The sequence below is a fragment of the Saccharopolyspora sp. NPDC049426 genome, from assembly GCF_040676935.1.
Classification (GTDB): Bacteria; Actinomycetota; Actinomycetes; order Mycobacteriales; family Pseudonocardiaceae; genus Saccharopolyspora.
On the sequence record NZ_JBFAPZ010000008.1, the window covers coordinates 103,435 to 116,974 of the forward strand.

A 13,540-nucleotide genomic window follows, 5' to 3' on the forward strand; every position below is an offset into this window, starting at 1 on the left:
CCACACCACCGACGAACGGCGCAGGTGAGGGCCTATCGTCGGTTCTGCCAGAAGAAGCGCACGGCGAGCACGATCACCGCCAGGAGCGTCGCGGCGATCACCACCTGGCCCAGCGGCGTGGACATACCGGTCGGATCGGTCTGCAGGAGCAGCACACCACCAGCGTACGGGCGGCACGTAGGCTGGTCGACGATGCGCCACACCGCTTTCCGCCAACGCATGGCCGAGGAGTTCGGCAGGGTCCGGTCCGAGATGCTCTCCCAGGACCACGTGTTCTCGGCCCTCGGAGGACGGACGGTGGACCAGGCTCTGGAGGCCGGCTACACGACCAAGGAGGTCTGGGCCGCGGTCTGCGAGACCTTCGAGGTCCCGGCCGAACGCCGCTAGCCGCTCAGCGTGCACCGCCGCTGAGTTTCCGCTGCTGGCACCGCCGAGCAACGGGATTCCTCAACAACGCCTAACCGCGGGTGCTCTCGTCCTGCTGGAAGTCGGCCCAGAGGTTCTGGGCGCTGATCTGCTCCTGCTCGCTGCGTCCCGATTCGCGGTAGTGCTCGTAGGCCCGACGGCGTTCCTGCCGCACGTTCCGCAACCGCTCGGCGGTGACCCGTCGCTGCTGCTCCGGGGTGGGGTGCCCTTCCGCGACCGCCATCTCGTCCTCGCACATCGGCTTGATCTCGGCGATCCGCTTCTCGTCGGCGATCACGTCGCTGGGGTCCTCGTGCGCCGGTGGTTGGTGGTGGCGGTAGCGGACGTAGGGGTTGTCCTCGGGCAGGCCACCGCTGACCCGGCCGTAGAAGCCGAAGAACATCAGCACCAGGCCGGCGATGAGGCTGAACACCACGTTCTGCAGCTCGAAGGCGAAGACGTTCCACGAGTTGTTGAGCACCGCCAGGTTGGCCAGGCCGGACAGGGCGAACAGCACCCCGATGGCGGCGGTCGTGGTGGAGGCGACGGGGCCGCCCCAGGCCGCGGCGGCGACCAGGATCGCGCCGACGACGATCGACACCACGGCGAGCAGGCCGTTGCTGGACAGCCCCAGCACGTCGACTCCGTCGGTGGTGAACAGCGGGACCCGGTTGGCGAGCCCGAGCCCGCCGAAGACCATCAGGCACGCCCCGAACACGGCTGCGGCGATCCGGTAGAAGCGGTTCAGCGGGTGTTCCGGTGGTAAGTAGCGATCCATGCGCATTTCGGGCACCTCCTGAGAGCGAGGTAGTCCTGAGTGTCCACCTGTGGTGCGCTGATCGCACTGTCACTCGACCAGGTGATGAGTCCGGCGTGTCGGCATGACGCTCGAACATCCGTTCGCTCACTATGGGAGTGCGGACCGGGAAGACCCGCAAACCCCGCGAGTCGGATTGTCGGTCCCAGCCCGTAGCGTCTGAAACGACGTGAACGACTCGCTCCCAAGAGAGTCGCCCGAAGACCCGACTCGAAGACTTCACCGAGGTGGACCCCGATGGCAGCAGCGACACCGGACAAGGGCAAGGCGCTGGAGCTGGCGCTCGCTCAGATCGACAAGCAGTTCGGCAAGGGATCGGTCATGCGGCTCGGCGACGACTCGCGGCCGCCGGTCGAGGTCATTCCGACCGGCTCCATCTCGCTGGACGTCGCACTGGGCATCGGCGGCCTGCCGCGCGGTCGTGTCGTGGAGATCTACGGCCCGGAGAGCAGCGGTAAGACCTCGGTCGCCCTGCACGCCGTGGCCAACGCCCAGAAGCTCGGAGGCACGGCGGCCTTCGTCGACGCCGAGCACGCGCTGGACCCGGAGTACGCGAAGGCGATCGGTGTGGACACCGACTCGCTGCTGGTCTCCCAGCCGGACACCGGTGAGCAGGCGCTGGAGATCGCGGACATGCTGATCCGCTCCGGCGCGCTGGACGTCATCGTCATCGACTCGGTGGCCGCGCTGGTGCCGCGCGCCGAGATCGAGGGCGAGATGGGCGACAGCCACGTGGGTCTGCAGGCCCGCCTGATGAGCCAGGCGCTGCGAAAGCTGACCTCCGCGCTGTACAACGCCAAGACCACCGCGATCTTCATCAACCAGCTCCGCGAGAAGGTCGGCGTCATGTTCGGCTCCCCGGAGACCACCACCGGTGGTAAGGCGCTGAAGTTCTACTCCTCGGTGCGACTGGACGTGCGCCGGATCGAGACGCTCAAGGACGGCTCCGACGCGGTCGGCAACCGGACCCGCGTGAAGGTCGTCAAGAACAAGGTCGCACCGCCGTTCAAGCAGGCCGAGTTCGACATCATCTACGGCATCGGCATCAGCCGCGAGGGCTCGCTGATCGACATGGGTGTCGAGCAGGGCATCATCCGCAAGTCGGGTGCCTGGTACACCTACGAGGGCGACCAGCTGGGCCAGGGCAAGGAGAACGCCCGCAAGTTCATGCGGGAGAACCCGGACGTGGCCAACGAGATCGAGAAGCGGATCAAGGAGAAGCTCGGCATCGGCGCCACCCTCGACGCCGAGGGCGGCGACAACAGCGCCGCCGAGCCGGCACCGGTCGAGTTCTGATCGACGCCTTGGCACGGATGAACGACGAAGGAACGCGCCGGGGGAGCGCTCGTCGCGCCCCCGGCGCCGAACCTCGCGACGGCGAGGCGGAGAAGAAGCCGCCTCGCAAGCCCGAGGACCCCGCCGCGCAGGCCCGCGACATCGTGTACCGGTTGCTGGCCAGCCGCGCTCGCAGTCGGCTCGAACTCCGACAGGCGTTGCTGCGCAAGGACGTCGACGAGGACATCGCCGACGGCGTGCTGCAGAAGTTCGCCGACGCGGGCCTCATCGACGACGCCTCGTTCGCCGAGGAGTGGGTGAACCAGCGCCAGCGCTCCCAGGGGCTGGGGCGCAAGGCGCTGGGCTTCGAGCTGCGGCGCAAGGGCATCGACGAGCACCTCGTGGAATCGGCTCTGTCCAACGTGGACAACGATGCCGAGGCCGAGCGCGCCCGCGAACTGGTGCAGCGCAAGCTGCGCAGCACGGGATCGCTCGACTACACCGCGAAGGTGCGCCGTCTGGTCGGCATGCTCGCCCGCAAGGGCTACTCCGAAGGTCTCGCCTACCGCATCGTCAAGGAGGAGATCGAGAACGCCGGCGACGCGGCGGACTCCGATTTCTCCTGATCCCTGGCGGTTTCTGGGCCGTTGGGGTGAAACCCGGTGAATGCCGTGAGCGGAGCTGATCGCTCTCCCTAGGCTCCAGCGCGCCGCGTGCACCGGCGCAGCGGACGTCGGTCGCGCTCGACGGACCTGGGGGACAAGGTGAGTCAGCCCGCGCGAACGCCAACGCAGAACCCGTACGTGGCCCAGCCGAAGCCGAAGTTCGGTGGGCTGGCGTGGACGGCGCTCATCCTCGGAATCGTCGGGGTCTGCGGATCGATCCTGCCGATCCTGAACAACGCCACGGCCCTCGCCGCGCTCGTCGGGCTGGTGCTGGGCGTCATCGCGCTGTTCGGAAGCCGGAAGGTGCTCGCCGGACTCGGCGCGTTGCTGTGCGTGCTGGGGATCGCGGCCACCGCCGTGCTCCAAGGGCTCGTGGTCACCGAGCTGGACCGGGTGCTGACCGGCACGCAGCAAGAGCAGCCGTCGTCGAGCGCTCCGGCCCCGGCCCTGCGGCTGCCGTTCGGCGAGCGGCACACCTGGCCGAAGGGGTGGACGATCTCGATCCTCCCGCCCGTTCACTACGAGGAGACCAGCCAGTTCTCCCGCCCTCCTGCGGGAAAGCGGCACGTCCAGTTCGACGTGGCGGTGCGCAACGGCGGTGACACCGCCTACAACGTCGTCAACGCGACGATCACCGTCACCCACAACGGGCGCCTCGCCCAGCAGCACTTCGGGGCGGGGGACCCGGTCCCCGTCGCGCAGCTGCCTCCGGGTGGAGAAGTGCTCTACACCGTGGTTTTCGAGATCGGGGCCGAGCCGGGCGAGCTGCAGGTCAGCGTGCAGCCGACGTTCGCCGCTGAGGAGACCGCTTGCTTCACCGGTCCGATCTGACTGTGGGACGTGGGTACCAGAACGTCGGTGGCGCGTCGTAGGGTTCCTGGTCATGACGAAGTCGAGGAGCCCGCAGCACATCGTGTGGGACTGGAACGGAACACTTCTTGACGACAACCACGCCGTGGTGTCCGCGGTGAACAGCGTGTGCACCCGGTTCGACCGGGAACACATCGACATCGACGAGTGGCGCGCGATCTACAGCCGTCCGCTGCGCGCCTGCTACGAGAACCTCCTGCGGCGCGAGATCACCGAGGACGACTGGGCTCGCGTCGACGAGCTCTACCACGTCGCCTACCGGGATCTGCTGGATTCCTGCGGCATGGCCGAAGGCGTGCCGCACGTGCTCCAGGACTGGGCGGCGACCGGCGGGACCCAGTCGCTGCTGTCGATGTGGTTCCACGACGAGCTGGTCGAGCTGGTCACGGCACGCGGTTTGCACGAGCTCTTCGATCGGATGGACGGCCTGCGCGCCTCGGTGGGTGGCGGATCCAAGGACGAGCACCTGCGCGTCCACCTCAAGGCGCAAGAGCTCGATCCGGCCGAGGTGGTGCTCATCGGCGACGTCCTCGACGACGCCCACGCTGCCGAACAGGTCGGTGCGCAGTGCGTTCTGGTGACCACCGGCGTGATGGACCGCCCCAAGCTGGAGAAGTCCGGCTACCCGGTCGTGGACTCGATTCCGGAGGCCCTCACCCTGCTCGCGGCGTGAAGCCGGGGCGCCCGCCCGCGCGGGCGCCCCAGCATCAGCGCAGCGCGGCGGCCTCGGCGGCCAGCTGCTCGATCTTCGCCCAGTCGCCCGCTGCCAGCAGGTTCTTCGGGGCGAGCCAGGAGCCGCCCACGCAGCCGACGTTGGGCAGGGCCAGGTAGTCCGGCGCGGTCGCCGGGCTGATCCCGCCGGTGGGGCAGAACCGCAGGTGCGGCAGAGGGCCGGCGATGCCCTTGAGGAACGGCACTCCGCCGCTGGGCTCGGCGGGGAAGAACTTCATCGCGCTCGCCCCGCGCTCGGCCAGCCGCATCGCCTCGGACACCGTGCCGGCACCCGCCAGGTACGGCACCCCGGAGGCCTCCAGGTCGTCCAGCAGCCGATCGGTGGTGCCGGGGGTGACCAGGTAGCGGGCACCGGCGTCGGCGGCCTGCTTGGCCTGGCCCACCTCGGTGATCGTGCCCGCCCCGGCGACCATGTCGGGCACCTCGGCCGCGATGCGTTCGATGGCCGGGAGACCGGCCGGAGTGCGCAGGGTGACCTCGATGGTCCGGATTCCGCCGCGCAGCAGCGCTTCGGCCAGCGGGACGGCGTGCTCGGCGTCGTCGAGGGCCACGACCGGCACCACGGGCGCCAGGTCGAAAACGTCGGCTGCGGTGTTCATCTGCTCGTCCAATCGCGTCGGGGCGGTGGTTCCGCCGCTGGTCATACTCGCACCTGCGGTTGCGCCTGCCCGAACACGCTCGCGCCCTGGTCGGCGCGGCCAACGGCATTGCGGAAGGCGGCGAACAGCTCGCGGCCGGTGCCGAACGGTGCCGGATCCGCTCCGCGCGCGGGTTGCCGCGCGGTGAGCTCGTCGTCGGGCACGAGGGCTTCCAGCGTGCCCCGGTCGGCGTCGAGCCGGATCACGTCGCCGTCCTGGATGCGCGAGAGCGGCCCGCCAGCGGTGGCTTCCGGGGTGAGCTGGATGGCGGCCGGGATCTTGCCGGAGGCGCCCGACATCCGGCCGTCGGTGACCAGCGCGACCTGGTGCCCGCGGTCCATCAGCACTCCCAGCGCCGGGGTGAGGCCGTGCAGCTCGGGCATGCCGTTGGCCTGCGGGCCCTGGTTGCGGATCACGACCACGACGTCGTGGTCGATCTCGCCCGCGGAGAAGGCGGCGGTGAAGTCGTGCTGGTCGTCGAAGACCCGCGCCGGCGCGGTGACGGTGCGGTGCGTGGCGGCCACCGCCGACACCTTGATCACCGCGCGCCCGAGGTTGCCCTCCAGCACGCGCAGTCCACCGTCGGGTGCGAACGGGTCGTCGACCCCTCGCAGCACGTCGGTGTCCAGGCTCTTCGAAGGACCATCCCGCCACACCAGCTCGCCGTCGTCGAGGAACGGCTGCTGCCGGTAGCGGTCCAGGCCGTGACCGGCGACGGTCTTGACGTCGGCGTGCAGCAGGCCTGCGTCGAGCAGTTCACCGATCAGCGTCTGCACGCCACCGGCGGCTGCGAAGTGGTTGATGTCGGCGGATCCGTTCGGGTAGACCTGCGCCAGCGACGGCACGACCGCGGACAGCTCGGAGAAGTCGTCCCAGGTCAGCTCGATGCCCGCGGCGGCGGCGATGGCGGGCAGGTGCAGCGTGTGGTTGGTCGAGCCGCCCGTGGCCAGCAGCGCGACGACGCCGTTGACGATCGCCTTCTCGTCGAGCAGCTCACCGATCGGCGTGCGCCCCTCGCCCTGGCCGAGCCGCACGACCTGACGGCCGGCTTCCTCGGTGAGCGCCTTGCGCAGCGGGGTGCCGGGCGGCACGAAGCTGGATCCGGGCAGGTGCAGGCCCATGACCTCGACGACCAGCTGGTTGGAGTTGGCGGTGCCGTAGAACGTGCAGGTGCCGGGGGAGTGGTACGAGGCGGACTCGGCCTCCAGCAGGTCCTCGCGAGTGGCCTTGCCTTCGGCGAAGAGCTGCCGGATGCGGCTCTTCTCGCGGTTGGGCAGGCCCGAGGGCATGGGTCCGGCGGGCACCAGCAGGGTCGGCAGGTGACCGAACGCCAGCGCGCCGATCAGCAGCCCGGGCACGATCTTGTCGCACACCCCGAGCATCAGCGCCCCGTCGAACATCTCGTGGGAGAGCGCCACGCCGGCGGCCATCGCGATCACGTCGCGGGAGAACAGGGACAGCTCCATGCCGGTGCGGCCCTGGGTGATCCCGTCGCACATCGCAGGCACTCCGCCCGCGAACTGCGCGACACCGCCCGCTTCGCGCACCGAGTCCTTCAGCCACGCGGGGAACTCGTTGTAGGGCTGGTGCGCGGAGAGCATGTCGTTGTAGGCCGACACGATCGCCACCCCGGGCTTGCTCACGCCGCGCACCGCGAGCCGGTCGGAGCCGCTGCAGGCGGCGAAACCGTGCGCGAGGTTGCTGCAGGGCAGGTCGGCCCGGACCGGGCCTTGCGCAGCTGCGGCGTTGATGCGTTCGAGGTAGGCGGAGCGGGTCCGCTCGCTGCGTTCTGCGATGCGGCGGGTGACCCGCTCGACGACGGCGTGCAGTGGCGCCATGATCGCCTCCGAAGGTGAGCTGGACAAACGGGCGACGACGTTGGCGCCACATGGCGCGGGTCACACTAGTGGGTGTGGCCTGGATTTCACAATCGATCCAGTCCATGAGAACTCATTCCCGCGTGACATCGACCGTGCGCGATCATGGTCGGGTGGTCCCGATGGTGAAGGAGTGGTTGTGAGGATTCGCCTGCTCGCAGTGGCGGCGGTGGCCGTCGTCCTGACCGGGTGCGGGCAAGCCGAACCCGCAGCGCCGCCACCGCCCCCGCCGGCTCCGGAGGTCCCGCCCTCACAGCCGAGCTCCTCGGCGGGAGGGGACGTGGAGCTGGGCAGCTCGCCGACGCTGACCGCGATCAAGCAGCGGAAGCGATTGCTGGTGGGTGTGCGCGCCGACCAGCCGGAGTTCGTGACGCGCGACCCCGCGGGCGGCTACCGGGGCTTCGACGTCGACATCGCCCGCGACATCGCCCGCCGCATCGGTCTCGACCCCACCACCCAGGTGCAGTTCCGCCGCCTGCCCCCGACGCTGCTGCGCGACGCGGTCGCAGCGGGCAACGTCGACCTCCTGCTCGGCGGCACCGCGGAGGTCCCGCAGCTCGCGCAGATCCCGTACGCCGTCACCGACACCGAGCGGAACCTGGTCGTCAAGGCCGACGACCCCAAGCTCGCCGAAGAGCTCCGGGGAATGCTCCGAGCCGCGACCGCCGACGGCACCTGGCAACGGGCCCACGACCAGAACCTGGCTCCCCAGGGGATCTCGGCGCATCCGTGACGTGAAGAGGCGCCTCCGGGAACGGGTCCCGGAGGCGCCTGCTTCGCCCGGATCAGGTGTCGCGACCGGTGTCCACGACCGCGACCGTGCCCAGCTTGCCCTTGCGGCCTTGGCTGAGGCGGCGTTCGGTGTAGACCGCCAGCCTGCTCAGCGCGTAGTTGATGACGATGAAGATCGCGCCGACCACGATGTAGGTCTGGATCGGGTTGCTGAGGTTCTGGATGATCACCTGCGCCTCACGCACCACGTCGACGTAGGCGACGATGAAGCCCAGCGAGGTGTCCTTGACGATGACCACGAGCTGGCTGATCAGCGCGGGCAGCATCGCCCGGAATGCCTGCGGCAGCAGCACCGAGCTCAGCACCTGACCGCGGCGCAGGCCGATGGCGTAGGCGGCCTCGCTCTGGCCCTTGGGCAGCGACAGGATCCCGGCGCGCACGATCTCGGCGATGATCACCGAGTTGTACGCGGTCAGGCCGATCACCAGGAACCACATCGGCGAGAGGTCCAAGCCCACCGAGGGAAGCACCCGGAAGGCGAAGAAGACCATGATGACCACCGGGATGCCGCGCAGCAGCTCGACCACGCCGACCACCAGCCAGCGGTACCAGGGCGCGCTCACGACGCGGGTGATCGCCAGCAGGGTGCCGATGACCAGTGAGAACACCATCGCCAGCACGGCTGCGGTGAGGGTGCCCAGCAGGCCGGTGCCCAGCAGGCCCCACAGCGCGGTGAACGTGCCGTTGGTCGGGTCGAGCAGCGGACCCCACTTCTCGGCGGTCAGCTGCCCTTGCACGCCCAGCGTGTAGAGCACCCAGCCGACCACCGCGAGCAGCAGCAGCCCGACCACCGCGCTGGCGACCAGCGAGCGCCGCTTCGCCTGGGGGCCGGGGGCTTCGTAGAGAACGGCGTTGGTCATCGTGCGATCGCCACCTTCCGCTCCAGGTAACCCAGCAGCAGACCGGCCGGGATGGTGAGCACCAGGTAGAACAGCACCACGCCGAGCAGCACCGGCAGTGCGGCCAGGCCGCGCGCCGAGGTCAGCGTGTCACCGACCGAGAACAGGTCCCCGCCGACGCCGAAGGCGCCCACCAGGGCCGAGTTCTTGATCATCGCGATGATCACGTTGCCCAGCGGCGGGACCACCGTGCGCACGGCCTGCGGCAGCACGACCAGCGACAGCGACTGGCCGAAGGTGAGGCCCACGGCGCGTGCGGCCTCGGCCTGACCTGCCGGAACGGCGTTGATGCCGCTTCGGATCGCCTCGCACACGAACGCCGAGGTGTACAGCGCCAGGCCGATGGTGCCGAACCAGAAGTAGGAACCGTTGATGCCCAGCTCCGGCAGGCCGAAGGCCATGAAGAACAGCACCACGGTCAGCGGGCAGTTGCGCAGCACGTTGACCCAGCTGGTCCCGGCGGCGCGCAGCGGAGGTAGCGGCGAGACCCGGAAGCCCGCCGCGATGGTGCCGATGATCAGCGCGAGCAGACCCGCCAGCAGGCAGATCTCCAGCGTCCGCACGAGACCGCTCAGGTACAGCGGCAGGTTGTCGATGATGACTTGCACAGATTCCACTCCGGCCAAGAGATGAGGGTGCCGACCGGATCGGACGGCACCCTCATTCCGCTATCAGGTCAGCTGCAGGGGTCGGTCTGCGGAAGGCTCGGCGTCTGCTTGGACACCTTGCCGGCGGTCGCCTGCCACGCCTTCGCGTAGGTGCCGTCCTGGCCGGCCTGCGCGAGGGTCTGGTTGATGAACTCGCAGAACTTCACATCGCCCTTCTTGATGCCGATGCCGTAGGGCTCTTCGGTGAAGGGCTTCTCCACGAGCTTGAACTGCCCGCCGCTCTTCTCGACCAGACCCATCAGGATCACGTTGTCCGTGGTCACCGCCTGGACCTGGCCGGTGCGCAGCGCGTCGGCGCACTTGGAGTAGACGTCGAAGAGCACCAGGTTCGGCTCGTCGACGTACTCCTTGATCTTCTCGGCCGGGGTCGAGCCCGTCACCGAGCAGACCTTCGCGCCGCTGGCTCGCAGCGTCTCCGGTCCGGTGATCTGGGCGTTGTCGGACTTGACCATGATGTCCTGACCGGCGGTGTAGTACGGCCCGGCGAAGCTGATCCGCTGCTTGCGCGAGTCGTTGATGGTGTAGGTGGCCACCACCATGTCGACGCGGCCCTGCTCGATGACCTCCTCGCGGGTCTTGCTCGGCGCCTCGACCCACTGGATCTTGTCGGCGGGGATGCCCATCTTCGCCGCGACCAGCTTGGCCATCTCGACGTCGAAGCCCTGCGGCTTGCCCTCGAGGTCGTTCAGGCCGAACAGCGGCTGGTCGATCTTCGTGCCGATCCGGATGGTGCCCGCCTGCTTGAGGTTGGCCATCGTGCTTCCGGGCTCGAACTGCGCGTTCTGGTCCACCGGGATCTCCGGGGCGCCTCCGCCGCCTTCCAGCTGGTTCTCGCCGCCCCCGCCGCAGGCGGACAACGCCAGGGCCAGCGACGCCGTCAGCACCGTGACCAGACGAAATCTCTTGCCTCGCATCTGCTTACGCCTCTCTGTGCAGTGGTGGTGACACTCAGTGGGTGAGGATCTTGCCGAGGAAGTCCTTGGCCCGGTCGCTCTTCGGCTCGCCGAAGAACTTCTGGGGCTCGGCGTCCTCGACGACCTCGCCATCGGCCATGAACAGCACGCGGTGCGCGGCGCGGCGTGCGAACCCCATCTCGTGCGTGACGACGACCATGGTCATGCCCTCTTCGGCGAGACCGGTCATCACGTCGAGCACCTCGTTGACCATCTCCGGGTCCAGCGCGGAGGTCGGCTCGTCGAAGAGCATGACCTTCGGCTTCATCGCCAGCGCTCGGGCGATGGCCGCTCGCTGCTGCTGGCCGCCGGAGAGCTGTGCCGGGTACTTCTGAGCCTGGTCGGTGATGCCGACCCGATCCAGCAGCTTCATCGCGTCGCGCTGGGCCTCGTCCCGGCTCTGCCCGCGGACCTTGATCGGCCCGAGCGTGACGTTCTCCAGGATCGTCTTGTGCGCGAAGAGGTTGAACTGCTGGAAGACCATGCCGACGTCGGCGCGCAGTTCGGCCAGAGCTCGTCCTTCGGCCGGCAGCGGCACGCCGTCGATCTCGATGGAGCCTTCGTTGATCGGTTCCAGCCGGTTGATGGCCCGGCACAACGTCGACTTTCCGGAGCCGGACGGGCCCAGGACCACGACGACCTGCCCCCTGGGCACTTCGAGGTCGATCGACCGCAGCACGTGCAGTGAGCCGAAGAACTTGTCGACCGCGGACATCCGGATCATCGGAGCGTCCGTGGGGGCTGCGGTCATCCAGTGCTCCCGAATGCGTCGTATGTGGAATTCGTTGGCCGAAACTTAAGCCTGTCGTGGCTGCGGAGTCCAGAGGTTGGGATCGATACGTTGTTTCAACTCCGTTACGCAACGGAGTTAGCTTCGTCCACCTGACCGCCTATCGTGTCCGCGATTTCCGACCGTTCGTTGCGCTCAGTAATCACGAAGGGTGTGTTCCTCCCGCTCCATCATCGGTCCGGGCGGGTGAATCGGCGATCTGACCAGGCGCTACCGTGGAACGGTGAGCACGAAGACGTACGAGATCCGCACTTTCGGCTGCCAGATGAACGTGCACGATTCCGAGCGGCTCGCGGGAATGCTGGAGGACGCCGGGTACGTGCGGGCCGGCAACGGTCGGGAGATGCCCGCCGACGTGGTCGTGTTCAACACCTGCGCCGTGCGCGAGAACGCCGACAACCGGCTCTACGGCACGCTCGGCCACATGCGTCCCCAGAAGGACGTCAACCCGAACATGCAGATCGCCGTCGGTGGCTGCCTCGCGCAGAAGGACCGCGACACGATCGTCAAGAAGGCGCCCTGGGTCGACGTCGTCTTCGGCACCCACAACCTCGGTTCGCTGCCGACGCTGCTGGAACGTGCGCGGCACAACCAGGAGGCCGAGGTCGAGATCCTGGAGTCGCTGGACGTCTTCCCGTCCACGCTCCCGGCACGCCGCGACTCCGCCTACTCCGGCTGGGTGTCGGTCTCGGTCGGCTGCAACAACACCTGCACCTTCTGCATCGTGCCCGCGCTGCGCGGCAAGGAGAAGGACCGCCGACCCGGCGAGATCCTCTCCGAGGTCGAGGCGCTGGTCTCGGAAGGCGTGCTCGAAGTGACCTTGCTCGGTCAGAACGTCAACGCCTACGGCGTGGAGTTCGGCGACCGCTTCGCCTTCGGCAAGCTGCTGCGCTCCTGCGGCGAGATCGACGGCCTGGAGCGCGTCCGCTTCACCTCACCGCACCCGCGCGACTTCACCGACGACGTCATCGAGGCGATGGCCGAGACGCCCAATGTCTGCCCGCAGCTGCACATGCCGTTGCAGTCCGGATCCGACCGCGTCCTCAAGGCGATGCGCCGCTCCTACCGCAGCGAGCGCTTCCTCGACATCGTGGGCAAGGTCCGCGCGGCCATGCCGGAGGCGGCCATCACCACCGACATCATCGTCGGCTTCCCCGGGGAGACCGAGGAGGACTTCGAGGCCACGATGGAGGTCGTGCGTCGCGCCCGGTTCTCCAGCGCCTTCACCTTCCAGTACTCCAAGCGACCGGGCACGCCCGCCGCGGACATGCCCGACCAGCTGCCCAAGGAGGTCGTTCAGCAGCGCTACGACCGCCTGGTCGCGCTGCAGAACGAGATCTCCTGGGACGAGAACAAGAAGATCGTCGGCCGCGAGGTCGAGCTGCTGGTCGCCGAAGGGGAGGGGCGCAAGGACGCCGAGACCCACCGGCTTTCCGGTCGCGCCCGCGACGGCCGCCTGGTGCACTTCACGCCCACCGGCGCGCTCGACGGTGAGATCCGGCCCGGCGACCTCGTGCGCACCACGATCACCCGCGCCGCCCCGCACCACCTGGTCGCCGACACCGACATCACCGGCCACCGCCGGACTCGGGCGGGCGACCACTGGGAAGAGGGCGTGCGCCCCAAGACCTCCGGGGTCAGCCTCGGGCTGCCCTCCATCGGCGCCCCGGCTCCGCAGCCGGCTGCGCAGCAGGGATGTGCGTGTTGAGCGAGGAACAGGACGTCCAGAGCCGCGGTGAGGTGCTGCGGCGGTTCGACCCGGGTGCCAAGGCGCTGGTCATCGCCACGGTGATGCTGGTGCTCGTGGTGAGCACGCTGCTGCCCTGGGTGGGCGGCAGTCCCGGGTGGGAGGTGCTGACCGGGCAGGCGGACCCGTCGCTGAACGTGGGGCTGCTGCCACGGCTGTTCGCGATCAACTCCGCCATCGTCGGCCTGGGCTTCGGCGCGCTGGCGCTGATCACCCGCCGCTGGGGTGCGGCCTTCCTGGCGGGTGTCGCCGGACTGGTGGTCACCTTCGAAGGCATGATCGCGATCTGGTCCCGCCAGACCAGCGGCCAGGCGGGGCCGGGCCTCGGCCTGGTGCTCGCGGTCATCTGCATGGCCGTCCTGGCGATCCAGTGGATGCGCATCGTCTGGTCCCGCGACTGAGCAACGCTTCG

16 protein-coding genes are annotated in these 13,540 nt (G+C 69.0%); 8 read left to right on the plus strand and 8 right to left on the minus strand.

Translation table 11 applies throughout. The annotated features are described in order from the left end of the window. Positions 1 to 32: 32 nt before the first annotated feature. Positions 33 to 155, minus strand: a complete 123-nt coding sequence (locus tag AB0J78_RS18900) for a hypothetical protein (RefSeq protein WP_363790660.1) — start codon at positions 153 to 155, stop codon at positions 33 to 35. Between the two features lie 37 nt (positions 156 to 192). On the opposite strand from AB0J78_RS18900, the gene AB0J78_RS18905 reads away from it, so the two are divergent. Beyond that, positions 193 to 387: a DUF3046 domain-containing protein gene (locus AB0J78_RS18905; RefSeq protein WP_363790662.1), complete on the plus strand. Its 195-nt coding sequence runs from the start codon at positions 193 to 195 to the stop codon at positions 385 to 387. A gap of 70 nt (positions 388 to 457) precedes the next feature. Here AB0J78_RS18905 and AB0J78_RS18910 read toward each other — a convergent pair whose 3' ends face one another. Next, entirely contained in the window at positions 458 to 1,189 is a 732-nt protein-coding gene (locus AB0J78_RS18910; protein ID WP_363790664.1) for a DUF4383 domain-containing protein, read from the minus strand. A 270-nt stretch (positions 1,190 to 1,459) separates the two neighbouring features. Here AB0J78_RS18910 and recA point away from each other — a divergent pair, with 270 nt between their 5' ends. The 4 genes from recA to AB0J78_RS18930 all read left to right on the plus strand — a co-directional run bounded on the left by recA (position 1,460) and on the right by AB0J78_RS18930 (position 4,705). Continuing rightward, a complete protein-coding gene (recA, locus tag AB0J78_RS18915; protein ID WP_363790667.1) occupies positions 1,460 to 2,518 on the plus strand; it encodes a recombinase RecA in 1,059 nt (352 codons plus the stop codon). 17 nt (positions 2,519 to 2,535) lie between these two features. Beyond that, the gene (locus AB0J78_RS18920; RefSeq protein ID WP_363790669.1) at positions 2,536 to 3,123 is read left to right on the plus strand and encodes a regulatory protein RecX; all 588 of its coding nucleotides are present in this window, start codon (positions 2,536 to 2,538) and stop codon (positions 3,121 to 3,123) included. 177 nt (positions 3,124 to 3,300) lie between these two features. Then, complete coding sequence (locus AB0J78_RS18925) at positions 3,301 to 3,993, plus strand: hypothetical protein (protein ID WP_363790671.1); 693 nt, start codon at positions 3,301 to 3,303, stop codon at positions 3,991 to 3,993. A 52-nt stretch (positions 3,994 to 4,045) separates the two neighbouring features. Beyond that, entirely contained in the window at positions 4,046 to 4,705 is a 660-nt protein-coding gene (locus tag AB0J78_RS18930; protein WP_363790673.1) for an HAD family hydrolase, read from the plus strand. A 34-nt stretch (positions 4,706 to 4,739) separates the two neighbouring features. Here AB0J78_RS18930 and eda read toward each other — a convergent pair whose 3' ends face one another. Continuing rightward, positions 4,740 to 5,363: a bifunctional 4-hydroxy-2-oxoglutarate aldolase/2-dehydro-3-deoxy-phosphogluconate aldolase gene (eda, locus tag AB0J78_RS18935; RefSeq protein ID WP_363791105.1), complete on the minus strand. Its 624-nt coding sequence runs from the start codon at positions 5,361 to 5,363 to the stop codon at positions 4,740 to 4,742. 41 nt (positions 5,364 to 5,404) lie between these two features. Further along, on the minus strand, positions 5,405 to 7,240 hold the full coding sequence (gene edd, locus AB0J78_RS18940; RefSeq protein WP_363790675.1) for a phosphogluconate dehydratase: 1,836 nt from the start codon (positions 7,238 to 7,240) through the stop codon (positions 5,405 to 5,407). Positions 7,241 to 7,418: 178 nt separating this feature from the next. On the opposite strand from edd, the gene AB0J78_RS18945 reads away from it, so the two are divergent. Continuing rightward, positions 7,419 to 8,012, plus strand: coding sequence for a transporter substrate-binding domain-containing protein (locus AB0J78_RS18945; protein ID WP_363790677.1), 594 nt, complete (start codon positions 7,419 to 7,421; stop codon positions 8,010 to 8,012). Between the two features lie 52 nt (positions 8,013 to 8,064). On the opposite strand, the gene AB0J78_RS18950 is transcribed toward AB0J78_RS18945, so the two are convergent. Genes AB0J78_RS18950 through AB0J78_RS18965 form a run of 4 tightly spaced genes read right to left on the minus strand, consistent with a single transcriptional unit; the run spans position 8,065 to position 11,315 of the window. After that, on the minus strand, positions 8,065 to 8,931 hold the full coding sequence (locus tag AB0J78_RS18950; RefSeq protein ID WP_363790679.1) for an amino acid ABC transporter permease: 867 nt from the start codon (positions 8,929 to 8,931) through the stop codon (positions 8,065 to 8,067). Next, a complete protein-coding gene (locus AB0J78_RS18955; protein ID WP_363790681.1) occupies positions 8,928 to 9,587 on the minus strand; it encodes an amino acid ABC transporter permease in 660 nt (219 codons plus the stop codon). The genes AB0J78_RS18950 and AB0J78_RS18955 overlap by 4 nt, the downstream gene beginning before the upstream one ends. Before the next feature lie 59 nt (positions 9,588 to 9,646). Continuing rightward, positions 9,647 to 10,552: a glutamate ABC transporter substrate-binding protein gene (locus AB0J78_RS18960; RefSeq protein WP_363790683.1), complete on the minus strand. Its 906-nt coding sequence runs from the start codon at positions 10,550 to 10,552 to the stop codon at positions 9,647 to 9,649. 34 nt (positions 10,553 to 10,586) lie between these two features. Further along, positions 10,587 to 11,315, minus strand: a complete 729-nt coding sequence (locus AB0J78_RS18965) for an amino acid ABC transporter ATP-binding protein (RefSeq protein ID WP_363791107.1) — start codon at positions 11,313 to 11,315, stop codon at positions 10,587 to 10,589. Positions 11,316 to 11,604: 289 nt separating this feature from the next. Between AB0J78_RS18965 and miaB the strand changes: the two genes are divergently transcribed. Further along, positions 11,605 to 13,089 (plus strand): tRNA (N6-isopentenyl adenosine(37)-C2)-methylthiotransferase MiaB, encoded by a 1,485-nt coding sequence (gene miaB, locus AB0J78_RS18970; RefSeq protein ID WP_363790685.1) that lies wholly within the window; start codon positions 11,605 to 11,607, stop codon positions 13,087 to 13,089. After that, entirely contained in the window at positions 13,086 to 13,529 is a 444-nt protein-coding gene (locus AB0J78_RS18975; RefSeq protein WP_363790687.1) for a hypothetical protein, read from the plus strand. The genes miaB and AB0J78_RS18975 overlap by 4 nt, the downstream gene beginning before the upstream one ends. The last annotated feature ends 11 nt before the right edge of the window (positions 13,530 to 13,540 follow it).